This window comes from Aquiflexum gelatinilyticum (assembly GCF_024741135.1).
Taxonomy (GTDB): Bacteria; Bacteroidota; Bacteroidia; order Cytophagales; family Cyclobacteriaceae; genus Cognataquiflexum; species Cognataquiflexum gelatinilyticum.
In genome coordinates, this window is record NZ_JANSUY010000007.1 from 127,761 (window position 1) to 147,318 (window position 19,558).

Consider the following 19,558-nt stretch of genomic DNA (forward strand, 5'->3'; position numbering starts at 1 on the left):
CAAAGAATCTTCACTCAAACATCCCACAGAATTACCCAGGATTTCATTCTTAATTCTAATTCCCCTCTTTCTAGGGAAGTAAAGCGATCACATCAGAAGCAAATTTATCCATACTGAATTCTCCTTTTGGGGTAAAACCAAGACGGACAATCACCAAATCTTTTGATGGAATCACCAAAATCCATTGCCCTTCAAATCCTCCGGCATAAAAAGCATCATTGGGTAGACTTGGGAATTTCTTTTCCTCAGGACGGCTAGGATTGCCGGCATTGAGCCACCATTGTGCGCCATATTCTCCCATAGGAGCGGCAGTAGCCGGTGTGGTCGCAAATTTCACCCAATCTTCCGATAGAATCTGTTCGCCAAGCCAGTTTCCTTTACCCAACATCAGCAAACCCAATCTCGCAAAATCCCTTCCCGGGGCAAATACAAAGGAAGAACCCACGAAGGTGCCGGAGGCATCTTTTTCCATGACTGTGTTGTGCATGCCTATTTTGTAAAACAATCCTTCATAAGGCAAACGCTGGTAATTTTCTTCGCCAAGTTGGTTGCGGAGAATCTTGGACATGATGTTGGTTGTCCCGCTTGAGTAGTAAAAGTATGTGCCCGGTTCGTACTTCAATGGCTTGGAAGCTGCTACGGCTGCGGCATCAGGTTTAAGAAAAAGCATATTTGTCGCGTCTGAAACACCGCCGTAATCTTCCACCCAATCCAATCCGTTGGTGGCCTGAAGCATGTTTTGGAGGTTGATTTTACTTCTTTCATCTGTCCAATCAGGAAGTAGGCTGTTTTGTTCCAAATCCATGATACCCTTGTCTACCTGAAGGCCGATGAGGTTACTGATGATGCTTTTTCCCATGGACCAACTTGTATGTTTGGTATTGATATTATGGTCATTGCCGTAGCCCTCGGCCACCAATTGTCCTTTGTGCAGAACGACAATCATGTGGGTCAGATGGGTCTTCTTGACAGAATCTTCAAATTCAATATCAATCAAATCCTGGATTTTTTTGTATTGGGGAAGGTTCAGGATCGAATCATTGAGCAGGTCTCCGTTTGGCCAACTCACGGTATCTTGACTCCAATTGGGTTTGGCTACTTCATAATAAACCTGATTTCGGACTTCCTCTTCCTCCATTCCGGACAACAAAGTACAGCCCTGGCCATCGCGGTAAATAGCCACTCTTTTGGCCAAACCAAAAACAGATCCCGTTACTTTTTTTCCTTCTCTGTCCACTTCAAAATCTCCCAAGCTGATCGGGAATGCCCTCAATTCCTGACTCATCACCGAATTTTCGTCCCTTTCCGCAAGGAAAATACAGCTGCACATGATCTTTGATCCATAAGAACTGACAAGTGGAAATGATTTCCAGGCGTAGTTAATCCCATAGCCTAAGCCTGCTAAAAGGATCAAAAGGAAGGAATAAAGGATTTTCTTTTTCATGGGTAAGGTGGGGGCTTTTATATTTCCTGAAATTTAAAGGTTTTATTATTTCAGATGGCATTTTTTTTATCGCAAATCTCTCTAAGGATTTACCAAGTATGAAAAGAACTCAAATGATTAGGCTAAACCTGTTTTTCATAGTTTTTTTCAATCAAAGAACCTTTACATTTTCGTGATTTTTTTGTGATAACTCATATGCAATTTTGGATCAAACAAAATCACATCTATTATGAAAAAACTAATCTTATTCTTGTTTGTCGTCATTTTTGCTGCCTGTTCTGAAGATACCGAGCCGGTAATTATCGATTCAGCATTGCCGGATGGCACTTTGAGCGTTCTTCGCATGGGTACATTCATTGACCAAAACGGTGCCGGAAGCGCAGGCGCAGCATCAATCGGTACAGATACCAAAGGGACAGTATTTTTGAGTTTCAACAATGCCTTCAGAACTGCCTTGGGTACAGGAACCGTCACAGTTTACCTGTCAACATCTGACACTTTCACGCCTGACCCGGCTAATGGCAACCCCAATCTATTATTGGTGGGACCTGTTAGAAATGCCGGTGAAAACTTCTTTAAAATCCCGACAGGAACTGATTTGGCTAAATATACCCATGTTATCCTTTGGTGTGGATCAGTGGGTATTCCGTTTGGAAATGCAAGGTTGCAATAATCACTCTTCACCGACATCCCGGAATTTCCGGGATGTTTAAAGCTCCAATCATGAAAAATCTAAAATTCTTACAGATAGCAGCACTGTTTTTTGTGGTTCAAGAGGTGGACGGGCAAAGTGGATGGACCAAATCAAAAGGTGAAGGGTTTTTCCAAACTTCCTTTTCGACATTCAATTCCAAGGATTACTTCACCCTTGAAGGGGAAAAACTCCTCACCAATAGGTTTCATCAGCAAAGTATAGTCTTTTATGGAGAGTATGGGGTGACCGACAAATTCACGGTGATTGCCAATCTGCCCCTTCAAAACTTCAACGGTTTTGAAACCACTGAAACTGTTTCCGGACTTGGAGATCTTAGACTGGAATTTAAACATTCCCTATTGAAAAAATTCCTGCCATTGGCCATCAGTGTGGCTCCGGAAATTCCGACCGGTAGGGCCAATAATTTTGCCAACAGCATAGTCAATGATTTTGAAAGGATCAACCTTCCAAGTGGTGATGGAGAATTCAATGTTTGGACCACTTTGGCCACTTCTTTTGCTTTGGGAGACTTTCCGTTTTATGGTTCTTTATTTGGGTCATATAATTATAGAACGCAGTATGACGGGATCTCTTTCAGTGATCAGATGGCCGTAGGAGTGGAGTTTGGCTACAAGTTCTTTGATAAGGTTTGGGTCAATGCCAGGCTGAATGGGCTGACTTCTGTAGATGAGATTACAGAGGTGACGGATTTTGTAAGGGGGGATGGGACAGAATACACCAGTTACAGCATTGGTGCAAGTGTTCCGGTCTACAAGGAATTCCACCTCAATCTCAATTACCGAAACTTCAACGACCTCTTGTTCCAAAGAAAAAACATCTATTCAGGTGGAGTCTTTACTCTTGGGATCTATTATAACCTCAAACCTACGGCCGAATGAACAACAGCAATATAGTTTCGGGGTATACCTTCGGAAAAAACATTAACCCCGTCGGTTTGATGTTTATGCCTTCCGGAAAATTGGAAAAATTCCAGACTGTCTTCCATCAGGGGGATTTGGCAAACAAACTTTTTATCGTCAAAAGCGGCTTTGTCAAACTCTGTGAGTTGTCCCAATCAGGTGAAGAGATCATCCATGATATCAAATCTGAGGGTGAAATATTCGGTGAATGGGACAGTCTCTTCCATCCCGGAATTCATTTCAGGTATTCTGCCATTACCCTTTCAGATAATACTGAGGTTCATGCTATCAAATTCTCAGAAACCTCCATTGAACAGCCTTTCAATTCCATCTCAGGACTTTCCAATCTGGTATTGGAAGATTTGAAAAAGCTTGCCCTCAGACACCAAAGACTGCTAAACAATGATGCAGCATACCGGATCAAAGAAACCCTCCTCAACCTTGCCAGAAAAGCAGGTCAAAAATTCGGAGATGAAACCCTGCTCAAAATATGGCTCTCCCATGAAGATATCGCAAAACTCGCTGACACAAGCCGTCAGACTGTGACTGCAGTCATGAATCAACTTAAAAACAAAAATAAAATCACTTACTCAAGGGACAGGATTCTTTTCAGAAGCCTGACCGATTTCCACAATTAAACTCAATCATTATGAAAAAACTAAGCATGATTTTGGTATTGGCAACATTCTGCCTTTTTTCTTGTCAAGATAAAGCTGACAAAGTTCCGGCCGATGATTCAGTTGAGGTCACAGGGCCATTGGAAGTAGTCAAAAGCGGTACCCTTTCCAATCAAAGTGGGGCAGGGACCAGAGGAACCGTTCAGTTGGTAAAAGACCAAGCTGGAAAATTCTACATTTCCCTGAGTGATAATTTCACAACCAAGTTTTCAACAGGAACTGTCACCGTCTACCTTTCCACTGCCTCTTCTCTTCGATTGAATGAAAGCGGTAGTTTCCAATTGCTTGGATTGGCCAATAGACCGGGAGCACATTTCTACGAACTGCAAGGCAATAAAGACGATAAGTTTACCCACGCTATCATTTGGTGTGGGGCAGCGGCAATTCCTTTTGGAAATGCCTTATTGGAATAACATTTTGTTTGGTTTGTTTATTTGTAAAAATGGGGGATGACTATTCATCCCCTTTTTTTGTGGTCCTCTTTGAGAAAATGAATTATGATCCTATCTATTCATTATTTTAAAGAATTAAACTAGAATAACTTTTGGTACGGATAATTGTCCGAGGTGAGCAATCCATAGTCCAAAAGATGTAATTATTAAAATCATATCATTCCTTTTTTTTAATTAGAAAAAATGTGTGTCAGTATCGTTACACGTATCCGAATAATTCCGGAATTTTCTGCTTAAAACAGAACCTCATTTGTTCAAGGCGGGGAGGAATGACCCCGAAACTTCGGGAGGCCGGCTCCGGCCTTGTGCGCTGATAGGATTCCGCCGTCTTGGCTTTTTTGGCTACTTTTTTTGCTAAGAAAAAAAGTAGCTGTAAAAATGAGGAATCGATTTTCTATGTCATTAAGAATAATTTAAAGTTAATTTTGGTATGTGCATTCATCCGGATAAACATATCAGAAAATAATGGAGTGGAGAAGATTTGTCCTAATCTAATGTTGATTAAAATAAATTCCTTTATCAATTAGACTGCATCGGATCAAGCTCAAAAACAAATTCCGTAAAGGTGGAAGAATCAGAAAAGACCTGAATGGTGGAATCATGGACTTCCAATATTTTTTTGACAATGGCCAATCCCAAGCCTGATCCTTCAATCCCTTTTTTGTCCCTATCGACCATGTAATACCTTTCAAAAAGTGAATCCAAATCCTTTTGTGGTATTCCCGAGCCTGTATTTTTGATACTCACACAGACTTTGTAGGTAGTCTGACAATAAAAAGCTTTGAGCGTAATCTTTCCGTTTTCGGGAGCATATTTGACGGCATTGTCTATCAGGTTTTGGATCACCCGGTCCAATAAATAAAGATCAGCTTCCACGACAGGAAGGGAGGGCGAAATGTCTGCAACAAGGTCTATTTTTTTCGCTTTGGCCAATAGTTCAAATTTCAGACATGCATCAAAAAGCAATTCCTGAATTCGGAAGGGCTCCAGTTTTAACTGCATCTGACCGGATTCCAGCTTGGACAACTCAAATAAATCCGCGACCAATTTGGTAAGCCGGTCTGAGGAATCAGAGATTATTTTCAGGTATTGATCTCTTTCAGCTTCTGTGATCTGATCGCCTTTGATCATCATGGTTTCAACGTATCCGTTGATTACTGCCAAAGGATTGCGGAGATCATGGGACACATTGGCGATCAATTCCCTTCTCAGGCTATCCACTTTTTTCAATTCATCCATATGGTGGAGGATATTGTCGGCCATTTGGTTGAAGGTAGAGGCCAATACCGATAATTCTGAATTGGTCATTTTCTCAGGAATTCTTGCTTCCAAGTCTCCGTCTTTAAACTTCCGGACTGTGGCTACGATTTCCCTCAGGTTTTTTGTGAGCAGGATAGTCAAAAGTAAGGCGATCAATAAGGCTACGACCATGGTCACAATAAATGACTTCAGGGTCAGCTTCAGCCAATAACTGCCCAACAGTCCCGCGGCGGCCTCCTCAAACTTTTCACTAGCCAAAGTGATGTAAACATAGCCCAATAATTTTCCGTTTTCGGTCACTTCTGTTGCAGAGAAAATGGTCTGATATCCATTGGACCTTGGATCATCGCCAAGGATGAATTCTGAGCCTTTGGTTTGGATAAATTCCCGGACAGGCTGGATATCGACTCTTTTGAGCTTGACCTTGGAATCCAAAACAACAAATGAGAGGATCTCGCCTTCGGGATCCAAAAGGTAAACCTCAATACTCGGATTGACGGCCATCATGGAATGCATGATGACTCCCAATGCCTCTTCATTTACCTCACCGTTTTTGAAGGGCGGCGCTTCTTTGATCAGGTAATCCGCGATGGAAGCGTTGAGCTTTTGGGTGGTTTCGAGAAAATAATTTTTGGAAGCGATCGTGGTAATGATGATGTAGGCAAAGCCGACCACCATCATGACGAGTGTAATCACTACAGAAATTCTCCAATAAAAACTTTTCATAAAATCATGTTTTAGTATCCGCAAGTGTTTACCATTCGTCATTGAAGCGGTAACCAATCCCCCAAGTGGTCAGGATAAACCTTGGGTTGTTGGCATCGACTTCGATCTTGGATCTCAGCCGGTTGATGTGGGCGTTGACGGTGTGTTCATAGCCGCTGAAATCATATCCCCAAATCAGCTCCAACAGTTCCGACCTGCTGTAACTTCTTCCCGGACTTTTGGCCAAAAGCATGATCAGGTCAAACTCCTTTGGGGTGAGGTCAATTCTTTTTTGGTTCAAAAGGACCTTCCTTCTTTTTTCATCGATTTCCAGGTTTTCATACCTGACGGCATCCTCATTTTTATTGCTCAGCAGGACAAATTGGTCTTGCCTTCTCATGATGGCTTTGACCCGGGCGATAAATTCCCTGATTTTGAATGGTTTGGTGATGTAATCATCCGCGCCCGATTCCAAGCCTATCACTTTGTCAATTTCTTCAGATTTGGCTGTAATCATCAGGATGGGGGTGAAATTGTCCAAGGCCCTGAGCTTTTGGCAAATGCTCAACCCGTCCATTTCGGGAAGCATGATATCCAATATCATCAGGTCAAACTGTCCCGAGGAAGCGGATTCATAGCCTAAACGGCCATTGTTGGCTACCTGAATCTGATAACCCAAATCCTTGAGGTGGATCTGAATCAGTTGGCTGATATTTGGATCATCTTCGACTACCAATACCTTTTTCATAATTGACTAGTTATAAATTCCAATAAAAGTAAACTGAAATGTTCACGAAAGTATCACGAAAAAATCTGTTCCATATAATGGCCTTGGAGGAATGATTCATCCTAATCCATATGGTCCTGGGAGGATGTTGATTTTTAACCGCTATGTCCGCCAAGGTTTCACAAAGGGCCGCCAAGCTGTAATCCCAAAAAATCTATTTCTTCCATTCGTAAAAATACCCCGATCAAGGGATTTTTTGTTTGTCAAAGAAAAGGTAAGTTTGTGTTGGAAGGTTATTTCCAATAAATTTAAAAGTAATTGATATAAATAATTTTTTGGGAGAATCAAACAATGGGAAATTTAACAAAAAGCTTTTATGATAAAACAAAACCCCTTTTCACTATATGATTTTTTAGGATATTTCATTCCAGGTGCAATTACGTTTTATATCATACTAATTTTAATGGTGGGAGATGATATTAATTCTATTCAAGATATAATCAAAATCGCTAGCGAAAACAAAGAATTTCAATTTGATAAAGCCCTTTTTTTTATTATCATAAGCTATTGCCTTGGACACTTAATAAGCTATTTATCATCAATTACTATAGAAAATTTTGCAAATTGGAAATACGATTATCCTTCAAAATATTTATTAGGTTTAAATAGGGAACAGAAATATTTAATTAAAAAAGTAGAATGGCAAAAAAAAATGTTTAGAATACTCTTGGCAATAATTATACTTCCAGTTTCAATTTTAGATTACATTCTTGGTGAATGGTTTTTATTCAAAAGATTTTATACTAAGAAACTAGATGATTTTTTAGTTAAAGTTATAAAAGAAAAAAAAATAGAATTACTTCAACAGTTATATCCGCTTAATTTTACAAGTATAGAAAATTATGATTTTCATAGAATAATTTCACATTACGTTTATGAGAATTCGAAAAATCATCAATTTAGGATGACTAACTATGTTTCCTTATATGGCTTTTTAAGGGCATTATGTTTAATATGTTGTTTCGTTTTTTGGTTATTTGCCTTCCGTGCATTACAAGAAATTTGTATTTATTTAATGAATGTGGTCATTTATGAAAATTTCAACTTTTCAACTAAAGACTTTAATTGGGAATTATTTATTATTCTTATTTCATCATTTTTTATTTCCTATGTTTATTTTATGGGATTTATGAAGTTTTATAGAAGATATACATTAGAAGCCTATATGCTCGTTGCGATCGACCGCGAAATTGTAAATAACTCAAAAAAATTTTCACCACCTATTAAAAAATTATTTTCAAAAAATTAAAAGCCTGCAAATGAAGTTGGTATATCAATATTTTGAATAAAAAAAGTTTTGTATGATATTCATTACTATTGAAAATTTTATTTGAACAAACTTATTTTTTTAACTTTCTATACTTCTTAGAAATCTTAAGCTGAATAAAAAATAAGTGATGGAATCAATTAAACATATTTTATATGACTAAGGAGGAGGTAATGATTAATAAAGGGAGGGTAAATGAGTAATTTAATATCTCCAACGCTTTTAATGAGAAAGCCAAATGAAAAAAAAGTGATTTTTAATGGATTCTGCAATTTGATTCACAAAGAAAATACTATTAAAACAAAAGTTAAGATTTTTTATGAGTGGATTCCTGATATTAAAATTAAAATACATATTAAAAACATCCCTTTTATTATGGCACATTCATTTGCAGATTCTGGGGTAATAAAAGGGCCGAATTTTGAAATAACTAAATTTTTTATTTCAAGTATAAGAGGTTTTATTAATGCCGATGTTACAGGCTATTTAGACGGAAACTTCAAGATTGGAGACATCAAAGAAAAACAGAAGATTTTTAAAATTGATTTTACATTATTGAATTTAAAAAGTTACTTCGGGAAAAATTTTTTTTATGAGAATTCAAAAGGAAAACATTGGTCACGAGGAGAGTTGAAGTTTTTTTCAAATTCTACTGAATTAAATATCCATCAATATTTTAAAGAAGAAACACAACAAGATTTGCTGAATAAGTATGGAGGATTTTTGTCCACACATGGGGGGTGTATAATTTTTAAGGAAGGAATAAATCAATTTGAATATTCTTATTTCATAAAACGAATTGGATTGTTTTTTTCATTTATAAATGGAAGAAGATCTTACCCAAATTTTTTGAAAATTTATGATATAAACGGAAAATTAATTTTAAGAGATTATACGACCTATTTTGTTGATAAAAATAAATATGTTAGTTCATGGATTCCTCAAATTATAGATGCAGATTTCCAAGATTTATGGCCAAATTTTTTAGAACTAACAGAAAGTGAAGATGATTTTGAAAGAATGGACCTGATTATTCATTGGTATTTAGAGGCTTTAAATAATTCCGGATTTATTAATGGATCAATCATCCTAATACAAAATTCATATGAATTGCTGTTTAACTGGATTTTTAATGAGGAGAAAATTATAATTTCTTCTGATAGTTTAGAAAAAATTAGAGCCAGTGACAAACTCAGGCTTTTGCTTGATAAATTTGATCTTGAATTTAATCTTCCTGAAAAGTATTTAGAAAAATATAAAGATGAAATCAAGAAAGACCCAACTCTCAAAGATTTCCCATATCAATTCACTGAATTTAGAAATCATTTTGTTCACTTTAAGATGTCCAAAAAATCGAAATTGAATAATAGACCTGAAGGATTTTCTTGGTCTCTACTCAATACTTCTATTTTTAACTTGGAACAAATTATTCTAAAAATATTAAGATATAAGGGAAAAATCAGATCAAGAGTACACAAAAATCTTTGGCGAGGCACAAATGAAATTGACTTAAAATAATTGGTTTTTCTACCCCGTCTGAGAGTAGTTTATACATTTTATTTAGGACTGGGTGGTGCCGATAGCTATCGGCATGTAATCCCACCCTTAAATTTTTTGGGATTTGAAATCCCGATTCTGAGAAGTTCAATCCTTGGCTAATTCCCCACTGAAAAAAATCCTGTATTCTTCTCAAGCCTCAAAAATGCCATTCTCTAGAACCGGGAGGCAGAAATATTTTGCCCAAAGGGGGTACTTGCCAAGTGGAGGGGGGTACTTCCGAAGTACCCCCCCCCACTTCATTACCTACCCGAGTCACCTTTTTACCTACCCGTGTCACCTTTTTACTGACTCGGGTCGCCTTTTTACTGACACGGGTCGCCTTTTTGCTGACAGCGGTCGACTCGGAGGTGACACGTCTCACCTTTTTGCACCTCGCTGTCACCTTTTAGGTGACACGTCTCACCATTTTGGTAACTCGTGTCACCTTTTTGCTGACAGCGGTCGCCTCAGAGGTGACTCGTGTCGCCTTTTTGCTAAGCTGTGTCATCTTTTTGGCTCTCGCTGTCAGCTTTTAGGTGACTTGATGGTTCTCGGAAGTGGGTAAGGTGATATTTTTGGATAGACCTGTCAGGTTTTGGAAACCTTACAGGTCTTTTTCTCAAAGTTTGGATATAAAAAAACCGGACCTTTTCAGGTCCGGTGTAGTCTAAGTTCAAATCAAGGGTTAATCTTTTGCTTTTATCCGTTGTCGGATGGCTTCCTGCCTTGCTTCTCAAACCTCTTTCTGAGGTCTTCATAGATGGCTTTGGCATCGGGAGCATTCATTTTTGCAGCTTGCTTCACCGAATTGTAATAACTCAAGGCACCTTTATAGGCTTCCGACCCTGCTAGCATGGCAGTATCGCTCAAGGTGTCTTGGATCTGATCTACCATCCTCAACAATGGCATCAGTCCCGAAGTAGCATTCCAGTCTTTTTGAAGTTCCCCCAGACTGACATATGCGGGTAGAAATTCCGAATTGTTGACGGCATAGTCCATGACCTTGTCCACAAAAGGCTCTGTGCCGTCACTCATTTTTGGGATGGTTTTGCGCTGCTCGGGTGTGAGGGCGATGACATGGGGTGCCAATAGGCCCTGAATTTGCTGCAGGGCGGCCTTGATGGCCTGAAGATCCGCAGGTGGGATCTCGATGGAGATTCGATTTTCCATTGATTGGATTGTTTAAAATGAAAGAATATAACTGTAAGCACCTAGTACTTAGAACAAAATGTAGTTATTAAGGAAAAAATAAACAAGGGTTTAGGTAAAAATATTTGTGAACATTAGTTCAATGTCGTAAAATACCGTAGGAGGGAGGGTTTTTGGGATTTCTAGGCTAGTATTTCATGACCACTTTGGTTCAAATAATGATTTATCCGCCGGTAAAACTTTTTGGGAAGCTTTGATGGAACTGATCCATTTATTTTATATTTAAGCATATAATTTTGTCTTATATGAAAAAAGCCATCAATCATTGCCTTGTTTTTGTTTTTATCCTATTTGGAAGCTGTTCTTTGTTTGAAAGCGAGGAAGAAAAAAGAGAGGGAGAAGCAGTGGAATTGGACAACCAAGACTTGAATCTTTCCATTTTTGAAATAGTTACCATAAACCTTCCCGAGGGGCAATTTACCAATGGAGAAATCGAAGGAACTGTAGAAGGGGAGAACATAGAACTGACTATATCTGATAATACCCTGACTTTTATGGTTCCCAAACTCAATCAGGGATCTTACAAACTTATATTCCAAGAAAAAAATAAACCCTACAACATCGCTTTTCAGGTCAAGGCCCACAGTTTAAAAGAAACTCCCGCCAATTATATCCAAACCTATCTTGATAAGTCCCAAATGCAGGTTGAACGGCTGGAAAAGACTAAAAACTTACTTGTTGGGGAAAAGAAAATTGAATTGGAAAAAGACATCGCCGTCTTGAAGAAGTTTTTGGACGAGCAGTATGCCAAAGCAGCCTTATTGAAAGAGGATGAATTGGCGGATATGGCATTTTTTATAGAGGCCAATAAAGAATGGATGGATGAATTGTCTGCGGCTGTGAACGAACTCAACGTTTCTTTTCCAAATGCACGCATTGCAGGGGAGGTGGTGACCAATATCGAGGCTTTGGGAAACAGGGTTTCTGGAAAATATGTAGCTGCTGTGATGACAGTGGTTAAGCATATACCAAAAATCGTGTCTGCATTAACCATTGGTTATCTAACAGGATCTATTTTTGGCCCATTAGGGAGTTCTCTTGGTGCTGCTATTGGATTGGGGATTTCGCTTGGAAATTTATTATTGGATTTAGAGGAACTTTTGGGAAGTATTGATGCAGTGGCGAATTTTGTACAGGTAGTCGCGGATAATATAATGGAAGTCAATCTAAAGACCCTTTATTCTTTTCAAAATAATGAATCCACTGAGCTTTTTGTGTCGAGAAATTACAGGACTGTTTACAGTGGGGATTTGAATTCTACTGTACCGTTTGTCAGGGATTTTATGGGAGGAATTAAAACCTTGATTGCAGAATGGCAAAAGATAATATCAAAAATCCCTTTGGATTTGGTATTTACACCGACAGATTATTCAGCTATTTCTACTTACCAAACGACTAATCAAAGGGTACACAGTGACCATTTGAGTATATCAGGAATCACAAATCCCAAAGTTTCCGGCTCAGTCACAAAAGAAGAGGGAAGGTTATTGGTAAAAATGTCCACAGCCGCAGAATCCGAGGAAACATTTAAATTCAATTTGGTTTATGACAATGCAGACTTTGGGAAACTCACGGAGACAAATGATGGGGTGATTAATTCAAAATTTGTAGAAATAACAGACCCTCGGGATGGGAAAAAATACATGACCGTTAAGATCGGTAATCAAACCTGGTTTCGAAGTAATCTTCGCTACGTTGGAAACATTCCACAGGTTACCTCAGATGAAGCCTGGGCTGCAATTTGGAATAAAGGAAACCCGACCGGACAACCGGCATGGGCTTATTATGAAAATAAGCCTGAAAATGAAATTTTTTCTGGTAAAATGTATAACTGGTATGCTGTTGCCAATGGAAATCTGTGTCCTCCGGGATGGCATGTGCCTACCATACAAGAATGGCAGACATTAATAGATTTTTTGGGTGGACGATTCAGTGCTGGCAGTAAATTGAAGTTTCCGGGAGGCTGGAGTCCTGATTATTTTTCCACAAATTCATCAGGGTTTACCGCTTTCGGAGATGGTGTTCGGTATGCTGATGACGGAAAGTTCATCTTTCAACTAAAGATTGGCTATTGGTGGAGTTCTTCTGAAAGCGAAGCGACAAAGGCAAATGCTTTATTTATGATTTATGATTCTAGTTCAGCTTTGCTTGGTTCAAATTTTAAGGCTACAGGAATGTCCTGCCGCTGCATCAAGGATTGAATTTCCACAACCTGAAAAGTGGAGCCGATAATTATCAGCATGTAATTCCACCTTTTTTTTGGATTTATAATCCCAATTCTGAGAAGTTCAATCCTCATCTGGTTTTTGTTAAAAGTGCCAAAGAGTCGGTTTTTTATTTTTATTTGTTGTTTTTGAGAAACACACCCACCATTTCTTAACAAATTTTTTATGGAGAAACAGATGCTTTTCAATCGATTCCGAATGGTATTTTATTTCAAAATCAAAGCAAGGTTTGTTCTGATTTAGAATAAAATTCTGTTTTTGACGCAGAAATAGCTACTTTTGAAGCTTCATACCTACTAGGTAATAACGGATGACCATCACTCCACCCTGATATTTTGATTTTTTGATACCATCTTATTCCCTCAGATGAGCGGAAGACCCATTGCCTATTTTCCATTTAATAAAGTTTAAGAATTATGACGCAGATGTTTTATCGCCTGTTCAAACCGACACAGGTAAATCTGAAAGACGAAGTATTGTCCGGCTTGACTGTGGCCTTGGCTTTGGTGCCTGAAGCAGTAGCTTTTTCATTGATTGCGGGAGTCAGTCCTTTGATTGGATTATATACCGCATTTATTATTGGACTGATTACCTCTATTATGGGTGGCCGTCCCGGAATGATTTCCGGTGCAACAGGTGCCATAGCTGTAGTAGTAGTCGCTTTGGTGGTTTCTCATGGAGTTGAATACCTCTTTGCGGCAGTTGTCCTGATGGGATTGATCCAGATATTAGTAGGTGTTTTGAAATTGGGGAAATTGATCCGCTTGGTGCCGCATCCGGTGATGTTTGGATTTGTCAACGGATTGGCCATTGTGATTGCCATGGCACAATTTGCTCAGTTCAAAACTGTAAATGCCGAGGGAGTATCTGAATGGATGAGCGGAAATCCATTGTATATCATGATAGGCTTTGTCGTACTGACCATGGTCATTATTAAGTTCCTCCCAAAGTTGACTACAGCAGTTCCTTCAGCCTTGGTTGCAATATTGACCGTTTCCTTGATTGTTATTTTCGGAGGCATTGATACCAGAACAGTTGGTGATTTGGCATCCATCAGTGGAGGATTGCCGGAATTCCATTTGCCTTTGGTTCCTTTAAACATGGAGACCTTGATGATTATCCTGCCTTATTCTGCCATCATGGCGGGAGTTGGGCTGATAGAAAGTTTGCTGACCTTGACCTTGATAGATGAAATCACAGAGACGAGAGGTCATGGGAATAAGGAATGTGTAGCTCAAGGTGTGGCTAACATAACGACTGGATTTTTTGGTGGAATGGGCGGCTGTGCGATGATCGGACAGTCATTGATCAATGTCAATGCAGGCGGAAGAAGCCGGATTTCGGGAATAGTAGCTTCTGTCGGTCTTTTGGTATTTATTCTTTTCCTCTCTGCTTATATCGAAATGGTACCAATGGCGGCATTGGTTGGGCTGATGTTTATGGTGGCAATAGGAACATTTGAATGGGCTTCATTGAAAGTATTCCGGAAAGTCCCAGCCCATGATGTGTTGGTGATGGTTATCGTTACATTGGTAACTGTCTTTTTGCATAACCTCGCTTTGGCTGTGTTGATTGGAGTCATCATTTCCGCTTTGGTCTTCTCTTGGGAGAATGCCAAAAGGATCAGAGCAAGGAAATATGTGGATGAAAATGGAGTCAAACATTACGAGATGTTTGGTCCGCTCTTCTTTGCTTCTGCGATGGCTTTTGGGCAAAAGTTTGACCCGATCAACGATCCTGAGGAAATTATTATTGATTTTCAGGAAAGCAGGATTGTGGACCATTCGGGCATAGATGCCATCCACAAAGTAACCGAGCGTTATGAAAAATTAGGGAAAACTGTTTATATCCGTCATCTGAGCAGTAGCAGCAGGGTATTGCTCGAAAAGGCAGAGACGATCATCAACGTCAACTACACCGATGATGACCCAAGCTTTAAGATTGTCTTGGACAAAAGAGAAAAAGTGAGGTCCTGATGTTGATATGCAACCCTCCGCAGGGTGGAATTACAAATTCCACCCTTTTATTTTTTGGGATTTGAAATCCCAATTCTGAGAAGTTCAACACATACTTTCTGTCAGATAGCAGTTTCCTTTTCTCCAGGTTTCTTTACCTGAAGTGCCCTTTTGGTAACTTTCAAATCTCTGAAATAACCGATCGTACCGATATCCACATACAGTCCTACAAATCCCTTTTTGGTTTTGCCCAGCATTTTGTCTACGATAAAGGAGGAATACTTCATGTCATTGACATACATTTCGGCAGATTCACCATTGACTTCTATCCTCATGGTAATCCACTCATCGAGGGCCACTGGGGCAGAACCTTCATACCTGAATGGGGCAGTCTTCCGTAAGGTGTCAAATTTAAAGTCGGGATAAGAGAAGTACTGTACGGTGTGGTTTCTTCGCAGTTGGTTATCGGACCTTCCGACTTTTGGTCTCACATAAATACTTTCAAAGGCCGAATCATCTTCCTGAATCCTGAAATAAAGACCGATAAATCCGGCGATGCCTGAGTACGGGGCAGGGTTTTGTAATTGGCTGTACATCTTGACTTCAATGGTTCCATTTTCGAAGTCATCCAATCCTACAAGCCGGGCATAATGGGGTTCATCCACCGTGGCCTCTACGCGTGTCGAATCAAAAGGGAGGGCATTTAAATCCCGTTCGATTTTTAAGACTTTTTTTCCTTGAAATTTCACCACCTCGCCGGTGACATTGTGAAGTTCAAACTCCTGGTTTTTGAGTTTCAGGTTTTGCGCATTGACACCCAAGGTGAAAAATGCCAAAAGAAGTATGATTGGGGATTTTTTTATTGACATGATTTTCTTTGTTGATGATAATAACATTACAAAGGTCAACATAATCAACGGCCTATACCCTTAATCTAGGTTAAGAAATCAGCCCTTGGCTTGGAGGTTCTTCCGGATTTTGCTCAAAAATTCAGGGGTAATCCCGAGATAAGAGGCTATCTGCGTATTGGGAATCCTGTTAAAAAGATGGGGATATTGTTCCAAAAAACTCAGGTACCGTTCCTCCGCCGTAGAACTGAAAAGCTGTCCGATCCGTTCCTGTTGCTGCATAAAGTGGTTTTCCAACAATACCCGAAAAATCCTGTCAAACTTTGGGGCATGAATATACAGATCAAGCAAATCCCGGTGTGTGATGCGAAGTACCAAGGTATCTTCCAAAGCTTCAATATTCAAAGAGGATGGGATTCTTTTATGGAAACTTGTGAGGTCAAGAATCCAATAATTCTCTGTGGCAAACTGAAAAACGTGGTAATCTCCTTTTTCATCCACTTTAAAAAGCCTGAGACATCCTTTTACCACAAAATCAAAATGGTCACATACTTTACCCTCCTGTAAGGCAAACTGCTTTTTTGCAAAAGTGTGGGGATGGAATTTTGCTTCAACCAATTCTTTCTCCTCTTGCTTCAAAGGAATCAGCTTCCCGAAATAATCGAGGAGCGGTTGGCAAGCAGCTGGATTTGAATCGATTTCCATAAACAAAGAATTGCTAATTAGCCGTTCAAAGGTAAAAAGTTATGACCAATATGGGGGCTTTTTTGAATTGCAAAGCTACTCGGTCATTGAAATAAAAAAACCTACTCCATCTTTACCGCGATCACCACAGCCGAAAGAATCGTCAGCCCTCCAATGGCTAAAATTGAAATATCAATACCGAATGAATCTGCAATCAGGCCTGTGATGATTGCCCCGATGGCATAACCCAAATCCCTCCACAAGCGAAATATCCCGATACTTTTTGCCCTGTCCTGAGGATGGGTATTTTCAGCAACGGTTGCGAGAAATGTCGGATAGACCATGGCGGTTCCCCAACCCAATATGGCTGACAAGAACACGTAATGCGTCATGCTTTCTGCAAAAAGAAATAGACTCAATGCGATGCCCTGCAGCAGCATTCCGGTAAAGAGGAGGTACTTTTTATTGAAAACATCTGCCATCCTCCCGGTAAAGAGTTGTCCAAATCCCCAAACAGCCGGATAGACAGCGGTGACGACACCGATTTGTTCCAGATTAAATCCTTTGGCTGCAAGTAATATCGGGAAAATCCCCCAAGCCATTCCATCATTGAGGTTATTGATCAAACCGGCCTGCGTGACAGCGCCCAGGTTTGGATGTTTCCAGGTAGTATCCCAAAAAGGATTTTTCAATTTTGGAACATCAGAAAAAGAATTCTCAACTTCCACATGCTTCCGTGTGTCTTTGACAAGGAAAATGGAGCCGGCTAATCCCAATAGAGAAAGGCCTATTCCAAGGTAAAAGGGATAAGGTCTCAAACCGTATTCTGCCGCGATATATCCTGTCAAAAACGCAACCAAAGCCACAGCAAGGTATCCGGCAAATTCATTCAAGCCCATGGCAAAACCCCGCTGTTTTTCGCCAACAAGGTCAATTTTCATGACCACGGTACTGCTCCAAGCCAATCCCTGATTGATTCCAAGCAGGATGTTTGCGGCGACAATCCAATCCCAACTAGGAGCAAACATCAGGATAAAGGGAACCGGAACTGCAAACAGCCAACCGATGGTAAGCAGGTTTTTTCTCCCTACTTTATTGGCGAAAACTCCGGCAAAGTAATTGGTGATGGCTTTTACAATCCCAAAAACAATGATAAAAGAGAGTATGGCAGTTTTGGCTGCAATGTAAAATTCCTGTTCGGCAATCTGAGGCAGGATGCTCCTCTCCAGGCCTACCATCCCGCCTACAAAGGCATTGATGATGACCAAAAGTGTAAATTGCTTCCAGTTTTCTCTAAGACCCAGTTCTATTTTTTGCACTATCCCTCCATTTGAATACACAAAATTCGTGGAGGCTCGGGTCGATTCCTTTTACAAATGTTAAATAATCAACGTTGGGCGCGGATCCGGCTGAGGCTGACCTGAGTGATGCCTAGGTATGAAGCAATGTACTTCAGGGGTATTCTTTTCAAAAAATCGGGGGATTCCCGGGTCAGGGCATGATACCTTTCTTCCGCACTGTGAAATTGGAGACTCTCAATCCTGTTGACAGTTTCGACATAAGCAGATTCAAAGATTTTGCGGAAAAGACGTTCTATGTCAGGAAATTGGTCATAGAGATCAAAAAGTAAGGGAGAACTGATTCCGATAAATTCGGAATCTTCCAACACCTGAATGCCTTTCTTGCTCGGCTTTCCTGTAAAAAGGCTTTCCACCCTTGCAATCAGGGAGTTTTCGAAGGCAAAAGATTCGGTGATGTCTGTTCCGTCTTTGTAGTAATAGATCCTGGCGATTCCTTTTTTGACAAAATAAATGGTGCGACAGGTGTGGCCGATGGATTGGAGGTCTTTGTTTTTGGGGATCTGGGAAAGGCTACAAATGGCTGCTAATGCTTCCTTGGCTTCTCCGGAAACCCTATGAAAAGTATCAAAATAATCAAAGAGCGGGGAATAGTCTTTTGAAAAGTGATTGGTTTGAGTCGGCATATTATTCAAAGTTAAACCTCTGAAAGGGAAATTTCATTTAATTTTTTTTGCTATTGTTTCATTCTTTGGTTTTTAAAAAATTTGAATATTAAAAATCCTAATTCTAAAAAGTTCAGTCCTTGTGGGGATTTAGGATAGAATTTAATTTATTACTTTTTCTTTGGTTAAAGCCTAAAACCCTCTCTTCATTTTTTTATCCACCAGCTAAAGCAGGTTGCCATTAAATCCAAATCCATACCTCTGCTTAATGTCATTCTTCATTCAGAATTATTCATTTATTTGGCTAAAGAAGGTAGCAATTAACCATTGCCTTGTTTTTATCCTATTTGGAAGCGGTTCTTTGTTGGAAAGTGGGGATGAAAAAAGAGAAGGAGAAGCAGTGGAATTGGACAACCAAGATTTAAATCCCGTGCAGCCTGTAGTATACTGTTGTGCTTTCGACAAAGTCGTGAATAACAACTTTAATTAATTAAGGTCTTATTGCCAGTTGTAACCAAAACTGCTCAATTTTTTTGATTACATTAAAAAATTCCTCTATCTCCAGAGGCTTTTTCAAATAGCTGTTGCAATGATTGCTGTAAGCTATGTTTACATCCTTAGGATTGGAAGAGGTGGTTAGCATAATTACCGGTATTTTTTTGAGACTTGAATCCATTTTGATTTGCCGCAATACTTCATGACCGTTATATATTGGCAAGTTGATATCCAACAGGATAAGGTCTGGCTTTGGTGAATGAACAAATGATCCTTTTCTGAATAGAAAATCAAGTGCTTCCTGCCCATTCCTTGCCACACTGATCTCAGAAACCAATTTACTTTCTTCAAAGGCTTCTAAAGTGAGTAGGATGTCACCTTCATTGTCTTCCACCAGAAGTATATGTGCAGGTTTTAATTTCATTTTTTCTTCA

At 39.6% G+C, this 19,558-nt stretch carries 20 protein-coding genes; 9 read left to right on the top strand and 11 right to left on the bottom strand.

What is annotated here, in order from left to right; all coding sequences use genetic code 11:
- Positions 1–70 precede the first annotated feature (70 nt).
- Positions 71–1,444, bottom strand: coding sequence for a serine hydrolase domain-containing protein (locus NU887_RS10920; RefSeq protein ID WP_258423401.1), 1,374 nt, complete (start codon positions 1,442–1,444; stop codon positions 71–73).
- Positions 1,445–1,673: 229 nt separating this feature from the next.
- On the opposite strand from NU887_RS10920, the gene NU887_RS10925 reads away from it, so the two are divergent.
- Genes NU887_RS10925 through NU887_RS10940 form a run of 4 tightly spaced genes read left to right on the top strand, consistent with a single transcriptional unit; the run spans position 1,674 to position 4,148 of the window.
- Entirely contained in the window at positions 1,674–2,117 is a 444-nt protein-coding gene (locus NU887_RS10925; protein ID WP_258423402.1) for a DM13 domain-containing protein, read from the top strand.
- Positions 2,118–2,167: 50 nt separating this feature from the next.
- Positions 2,168–3,037 (top strand): hypothetical protein, encoded by an 870-nt coding sequence (locus tag NU887_RS10930; protein WP_258423403.1) that lies wholly within the window; start codon positions 2,168–2,170, stop codon positions 3,035–3,037.
- The gene (locus NU887_RS10935) at positions 3,034–3,696 is read left to right on the top strand and encodes a Crp/Fnr family transcriptional regulator (RefSeq protein WP_258423404.1); all 663 of its coding nucleotides are present in this window, start codon (positions 3,034–3,036) and stop codon (positions 3,694–3,696) included. The genes NU887_RS10930 and NU887_RS10935 overlap by 4 nt, the downstream gene beginning before the upstream one ends.
- Before the next feature lie 11 nt (positions 3,697–3,707).
- Positions 3,708–4,148 (top strand): DM13 domain-containing protein, encoded by a 441-nt coding sequence (locus tag NU887_RS10940; protein WP_258423405.1) that lies wholly within the window; start codon positions 3,708–3,710, stop codon positions 4,146–4,148.
- 558 nt (positions 4,149–4,706) lie between these two features.
- Here NU887_RS10940 and NU887_RS10945 read toward each other — a convergent pair.
- Both NU887_RS10945 and NU887_RS10950 read right to left on the bottom strand, forming a co-directional pair.
- The gene (locus tag NU887_RS10945) at positions 4,707–6,173 is read right to left on the bottom strand and encodes a HAMP domain-containing sensor histidine kinase (protein ID WP_258423406.1); all 1,467 of its coding nucleotides are present in this window, start codon (positions 6,171–6,173) and stop codon (positions 4,707–4,709) included.
- Positions 6,174–6,201: 28 nt separating this feature from the next.
- Positions 6,202–6,900, bottom strand: coding sequence for a response regulator transcription factor (locus NU887_RS10950; protein WP_258423407.1), 699 nt, complete (start codon positions 6,898–6,900; stop codon positions 6,202–6,204).
- Between the two features lie 355 nt (positions 6,901–7,255).
- Between NU887_RS10950 and NU887_RS10955 the strand changes: the two genes are divergently transcribed.
- Positions 7,256–8,188, top strand: coding sequence for a hypothetical protein (locus NU887_RS10955; protein ID WP_258423408.1), 933 nt, complete (start codon positions 7,256–7,258; stop codon positions 8,186–8,188).
- 213 nt (positions 8,189–8,401) lie between these two features.
- Positions 8,402–9,724: a YopA family protein gene (locus tag NU887_RS10960; protein ID WP_258423409.1), complete on the top strand. Its 1,323-nt coding sequence runs from the start codon at positions 8,402–8,404 to the stop codon at positions 9,722–9,724.
- A 515-nt stretch (positions 9,725–10,239) separates the two neighbouring features.
- Here NU887_RS10960 and NU887_RS10965 read toward each other — a convergent pair.
- Positions 10,240–10,503: a hypothetical protein gene (locus NU887_RS10965; RefSeq protein WP_258423511.1), complete on the bottom strand. Its 264-nt coding sequence runs from the start codon at positions 10,501–10,503 to the stop codon at positions 10,240–10,242.
- Entirely contained in the window at positions 10,445–10,915 is a 471-nt protein-coding gene (locus NU887_RS10970; RefSeq protein WP_258423410.1) for a hypothetical protein, read from the bottom strand. The genes NU887_RS10965 and NU887_RS10970 overlap by 59 nt, the downstream gene beginning before the upstream one ends.
- Positions 10,916–11,199: 284 nt before the next feature.
- Between NU887_RS10970 and NU887_RS10975 the strand changes: the two genes are divergently transcribed.
- A complete protein-coding gene (locus tag NU887_RS10975; RefSeq protein ID WP_258423411.1) occupies positions 11,200–13,155 on the top strand; it encodes an FISUMP domain-containing protein in 1,956 nt (651 codons plus the stop codon).
- 241 nt (positions 13,156–13,396) lie between these two features.
- Here the strand turns inward: NU887_RS10975 and NU887_RS10980 are convergent, their stop codons facing one another.
- Positions 13,397–13,576 (bottom strand): hypothetical protein, encoded by a 180-nt coding sequence (locus NU887_RS10980; RefSeq protein WP_258423412.1) that lies wholly within the window; start codon positions 13,574–13,576, stop codon positions 13,397–13,399.
- Positions 13,577–13,595: 19 nt separating this feature from the next.
- On the opposite strand from NU887_RS10980, the gene NU887_RS10985 reads away from it, so the two are divergent.
- Entirely contained in the window at positions 13,596–15,155 is a 1,560-nt protein-coding gene (locus NU887_RS10985; RefSeq protein WP_258423413.1) for a SulP family inorganic anion transporter, read from the top strand.
- A 101-nt stretch (positions 15,156–15,256) separates the two neighbouring features.
- Here NU887_RS10985 and NU887_RS10990 read toward each other — a convergent pair whose 3' ends face one another.
- The 4 genes from NU887_RS10990 to NU887_RS11005 all read right to left on the bottom strand — a co-directional run bounded on the left by NU887_RS10990 (position 15,257) and on the right by NU887_RS11005 (position 18,650).
- Complete coding sequence (locus NU887_RS10990) at positions 15,257–16,003, bottom strand: DUF1080 domain-containing protein (protein WP_258423415.1); 747 nt, start codon at positions 16,001–16,003, stop codon at positions 15,257–15,259.
- Between the two features lie 78 nt (positions 16,004–16,081).
- On the bottom strand, positions 16,082–16,687 hold the full coding sequence (locus tag NU887_RS10995) for a Crp/Fnr family transcriptional regulator (protein WP_258423416.1): 606 nt from the start codon (positions 16,685–16,687) through the stop codon (positions 16,082–16,084).
- Positions 16,688–16,788: 101 nt separating this feature from the next.
- Positions 16,789–17,985 (bottom strand): MFS transporter, encoded by a 1,197-nt coding sequence (locus NU887_RS11000; protein WP_258423417.1) that lies wholly within the window; start codon positions 17,983–17,985, stop codon positions 16,789–16,791.
- Between the two features lie 68 nt (positions 17,986–18,053).
- On the bottom strand, positions 18,054–18,650 hold the full coding sequence (locus NU887_RS11005) for a Crp/Fnr family transcriptional regulator (protein WP_258423418.1): 597 nt from the start codon (positions 18,648–18,650) through the stop codon (positions 18,054–18,056).
- Between the two features lie 247 nt (positions 18,651–18,897).
- Between NU887_RS11005 and NU887_RS11010 the strand changes: the two genes are divergently transcribed.
- Positions 18,898–19,119: a hypothetical protein gene (locus NU887_RS11010; RefSeq protein WP_258423419.1), complete on the top strand. Its 222-nt coding sequence runs from the start codon at positions 18,898–18,900 to the stop codon at positions 19,117–19,119.
- Here the strand turns inward: NU887_RS11010 and NU887_RS11015 are convergent, their stop codons facing one another.
- On the bottom strand, positions 19,120–19,548 hold the full coding sequence (locus NU887_RS11015) for a response regulator (RefSeq protein ID WP_258423420.1): 429 nt from the start codon (positions 19,546–19,548) through the stop codon (positions 19,120–19,122).
- Positions 19,549–19,558 lie beyond the last annotated feature (10 nt).